General features: G+C 54.4%; 6 protein-coding genes and 1 pseudogene. 2 read left to right on the top strand and 5 right to left on the bottom strand.

Annotated features, from left to right (window positions below; translation table 11 throughout):
• Positions 1–111: pseudogene (locus ACIQ2T_RS12310) on the top strand (IS5/IS1182 family transposase); the annotation flags it as partial.
• 29 nt (positions 112–140) lie between these two features.
• On the opposite strand, the gene ACIQ2T_RS12315 reads toward ACIQ2T_RS12310, so the two are convergent.
• The 4 genes from ACIQ2T_RS12315 to ACIQ2T_RS12330 are packed head-to-tail and all read right to left on the bottom strand — an operon-like array spanning position 141 to position 2418.
• Positions 141–596: a GNAT family N-acetyltransferase gene (locus ACIQ2T_RS12315; RefSeq protein ID WP_397591067.1), complete on the bottom strand. Its 456-nt coding sequence runs from the start codon at positions 594–596 to the stop codon at positions 141–143.
• A complete protein-coding gene (gene tsaB / locus ACIQ2T_RS12320) occupies positions 596–1201 on the bottom strand; it encodes a tRNA (adenosine(37)-N6)-threonylcarbamoyltransferase complex dimerization subunit type 1 TsaB (RefSeq protein ID WP_397591068.1) in 606 nt (201 codons plus the stop codon). The genes ACIQ2T_RS12315 and tsaB overlap by 1 nt, the downstream gene beginning before the upstream one ends.
• Before the next feature lie 23 nt (positions 1202–1224).
• The gene (locus ACIQ2T_RS12325; RefSeq protein ID WP_397591069.1) at positions 1225–1815 is read right to left on the bottom strand and encodes a malonic semialdehyde reductase; all 591 of its coding nucleotides are present in this window, start codon (positions 1813–1815) and stop codon (positions 1225–1227) included.
• 27 nt (positions 1816–1842) lie between these two features.
• Positions 1843–2418: a NifU family protein gene (locus ACIQ2T_RS12330; RefSeq protein WP_397591070.1), complete on the bottom strand. Its 576-nt coding sequence runs from the start codon at positions 2416–2418 to the stop codon at positions 1843–1845.
• Between the two features lie 100 nt (positions 2419–2518).
• Between ACIQ2T_RS12330 and ACIQ2T_RS12335 the strand changes: the two genes are divergently transcribed.
• On the top strand, positions 2519–3340 hold the full coding sequence (locus ACIQ2T_RS12335) for an SDR family NAD(P)-dependent oxidoreductase (protein ID WP_397591071.1): 822 nt from the start codon (positions 2519–2521) through the stop codon (positions 3338–3340).
• A gap of 68 nt (positions 3341–3408) precedes the next feature.
• Here the strand turns inward: ACIQ2T_RS12335 and ACIQ2T_RS12340 are convergent.
• On the bottom strand, positions 3409–3978 hold a 570-nt coding region (locus ACIQ2T_RS12340; RefSeq protein ID WP_397591072.1), incomplete at its 5' end, for a heme exporter protein CcmB.

A 3978-nucleotide genomic window follows, 5' to 3' on the forward strand; every position in this document is an offset into this window, starting at 1 on the left:
TTCGCGCGACTCAAAGACTGGCGGCGTATCCACACCCGCTATGACCGATGCGCACATACCTTCCTGTCCGCTATCACCATCGCCGCTATCTGCGCCTTCTGGATCAATTAATGAATCCTGAGCCTAATGTAATGTCATTATTATAAATTTAGTTCCATAGTAATCGCATCAGGATTGATGCAATCTGCATTTCTGTAGTAATTTTTGCGACGACCAATCGGCAGAAATCCAGAATTAAGGTAGAAATCATAAGCATTGTTACCGTCACGGACCTCTAAGAACAGTTTTGTTCGTCCTGCGCCGCGTGCGCGCTTAACCGTTTCTGACAATAGTATTTTTCCGATGCGTTGCCCCTGAAACTGCTGCATCACCCCAATCATTAATAGTTCTTCGTGGTCAAGAACCCAGCGGCCGAATGCAAAACCGCGGACACTTTCTTCAATTGTAGCAAGTAATAGCCGACAATCGGGTAGAACAAGTGTCGATAAAAGCTGCGCGGCAGTCCACGCTTCTCCAAAACGCGGATCGAATGCATCATTCATGACCGACATCACGGCCGAAATATTGCGCGCGTCGCCTTCAATGATTCGAATCATCAGGTTATCGCCAATGGCTTCGCGTCGGGCGCCCTGCCATAAATTGGGACCGGCGGCAGGCTGCTGCCCGTAGGAAGGTGCACCCAATGGTGCGCATCGGGCAGCAGGTCGAACCATCTCCCGTTCACGCGCTGCAGATTAATATCTCCAGCGACATTCAGCGCAGTGGCAAGCGATGACACTGCCTCAGGCAGAATGGAGCATACTGGCTCCATTGACTGCCCATCGGCAGCGAAAGCTTCAAAGAAATACTCACCATGGCCACCAGTCATAATCACGTCGACGGCCAAGGGTTCTGCCATTTGGGCACGGGCCATCGCGGCGATCAATGTCAGGCAGCCATAGCCTTGCACGTCGATATGCCACGCCAACCCTAGGGCCTTCGCCGCTGCAACGCCCACGCGAATGCCGGTAAAGCTTCCAGGCCCGACATTGACGAAGATTTGGTCCGCCTTGCCGCTATCTGGCAAAGCAGCGATGAGCGGGAGCAGGCGTTCCGCGTGGCCACGGCCAATGACTTCATGTTGTGCGGATACGAGATCATGGCCGTCGAATAAAGCGACTGAGCATGCCCGCGTCGCGGTATCTATAACCAATGTCCGCATAACGGTCCGCTGCCGCTTCGGGATCAGATAACGCTGTTGAAGCGGTCAAATGCAGGGCGGGGGCTGCGCTCAAAAATGCTTGCCTTATCGCCATAGCCCAAGGTGCAGATGAAATTTGACTTCACTTTTGTGCCTGCAAAAAATGCCTCGTCAACCGCCGCATTGTTGAAGCCCGACATTGCTCCGGTGTCGAGCCCAAGTGCACGCGCCGCAAGGATGAAATAGGCGCCTTGCAAGCTGCTATTGCGGAAGGCGGTTTTTTCAATCAGCGCATCATTACCAACAAACCAGCTGTGCGCATCTGTGTGCGGAAATAGCTCAGGCAGATTTTCATAAAATTCTAGGTCCATGCCAATGATGGCGGTCACTGGCGCTTGCAGAATTTTGTCACCATTGGCTGGCATACAGAGAGCGGCAAGTTTTTGCTTGGCAGCGTCACTACTGCACCAGATGATCCGAGCGGGCAGGCAATTGGCTGATGTAGGACCAAATTTCATGACATCCCAAATTTTCTCAAGTTGCTTTTGTGTTACTGGCCTATCCAAATAGCCATTATAGCTGCGCGCTTCACGAAAAAGCTGATCAAGAGCAGCATCGTTCAATGGTTCTGACATGATGTTAACTTTCTAAACGTGAAAAATTTAAGCTGCACGCACTTCGGTGACTTCCGGAACATAATGCTTAAGCAATTGTTCGATCCCGTTTTTCAGCGTGGCCGAGGATGATGGGCAACCCGCGCACGCGCCTTGCATCTGCAAGAATACTACGCCTTTTTGGAAACCGCGATAAATGATGTCGCCGCCGTCATTGGCCACCGCAGGGCGGACGCGGGTCTCGATCAATTCCTTGATTTGGAGCACTATGTCTGCATCTTCCGGATCATCAAGTGGATAGTCTGCGTCACCCGACGGCACCGAGAACCCTGCTGCCGCCGGCTTGAACAAGGGCATATTGGCGCTGAAATGGTCAAGCAATATGCCAAGCACATCTGGCTTTAGGCTTGCCCATTCGACGCCCGGCGCAGCCGTTACCGAAATGAACGAATGTCCGAAGAACACGCCCGTGACATCTCCAAGCGTAAACAGCGCCTCGGCAAGAGGCGAAGCTTCTGCCTCTTCAGGAGAGGCAAAGTCCCGTGTTCCGGTGTCCATGACCACAGTTCCAGGCAGGAATTTGATGGTCGAAGGGTTAGGGGTCAGTTCAGTTTCTATAAGCATTCTCCGCATGTGGTGCGGCGGACAGCAAAGTGCAAGCCAGAATGTCTTGACAGTGGCCAAGCCCAAGTTGACGTAACATACCATAAGGAGAACAAAAAAAATGAGTCAATCACACAAAACAGCGTGGATCACAGGTGCATCGTCGGGGATCGGTGAGGCACTTGCTAAGGCGTTTGTAGGCGGCGGTGGTCATGCGATATTGTCGGGACGCAACGTCGCCGAGTTGCAACGTGTTGCGGACGAAACTGGCGCGCCGGAGCGTTGTTTAGTCTTGCCATTCGACACTGTGGACTATGACGGATTGGCCGAAAAAGTGTCGAAGGCTATTGCGTTTCAAGGCAGTGTTGATGTGTTGGTCAACAATGCGGGCATATCGCAACGCTCGCCCGCTGTGGACACTGATTTGTCGGTGTACCAGCGCATTGTCGATGTCGATTTGCTCGCACCGATTGCGCTTACGCAGGCACTGCTGTCACACATGGTTTCGCGTGGCGCTGGCCAGATCGTTATGATCTCCAGCGTGGCCGGAAAGGCCGGCATTCCTATGCGCACGGCCTATTGTGCGGCAAAGCACGGCCTGATTGGCTATGCCGATGCCTTACGCAGCGAAGTGGCCGGGCAGGGGGTCAAGGTGCTCGTTGTGGCGCCGGGGTCCGTCAAAACCAACGTGTCGCGCAATGCACTGAACGCCGATGGCTCTATTCGTGGCATGAGCGACGCCGCGATTGAAAACGGCATTGACCCGCACGAGGTCGCCAGCCGCATCTGGGACGCTGCAGCCTATGGAAAACGCGAAATCGTCATCGCAGAAGGCATGGAGGCCAGCATTCCCGTTTTGCGCGCGCAGGATCCTGAAAAACTGTTCGACTTGGTCGAGGCGATGGTGGCCGACGGCTATGCCCAGAAGATTTCTGCGCAATAAAGCGGTGTATTGCTCAGGCGGTTGAGAATTAAGGCCCATGCATTATTTGGTGCATGGGCATTCCGACCCTAGATACGGCCCGCCCTTAATGCTGCGCCCGCCGCAAAGGGCGATAGTGCCGTTATTGCTAGCGACGTTGCGGCAAGCAACTGCATCGCATTTCGAGGATCTTCTGCCAAAGTGCCTGCGCCAAAGATAAGCAGGGGAATGGTGAGTGGCACAAGCAACAGCCCGCCAAGTGCGCTCGCACCGCTAAGGCCAGCGGTGAGTGCGGCAATCATCACTGAAAGCCCCGCCAATGAGGGTAAAGCGAGTGCGAGGCCAAGCAGTAAAGTGCCCAATTGCGCCTCAGGTAATCCAATCAGTGCCGAACCCACCACCGTTGCGAGAAGCAATGGCAGGGCAAAGGCGACAATCTGACCCGCGATTTTGGCCGTCGCGACAAGTTCATCGGACCACCCGCGCAGGGCCAATTGATCAAGCACCCCAGACTGCCGGTCAGGTAAAATCAGGCGCTCAATGGGCAGAAGCGTCGCCAACAGCGCCGCTATCCACAAGATACCGCCGCCCGTCCGCGCCAGCAGCGCCTTGTCCGGACCGGTGACAAAGGGAAAGAGCGTGGCCACTGCGAGATAGAA

Origin of the sequence: Sphingorhabdus sp., from assembly GCF_044357595.1 — a bacterium.
Taxonomy (GTDB): domain Bacteria; phylum Pseudomonadota; class Alphaproteobacteria; order Sphingomonadales; family Sphingomonadaceae; genus Sphingorhabdus_B.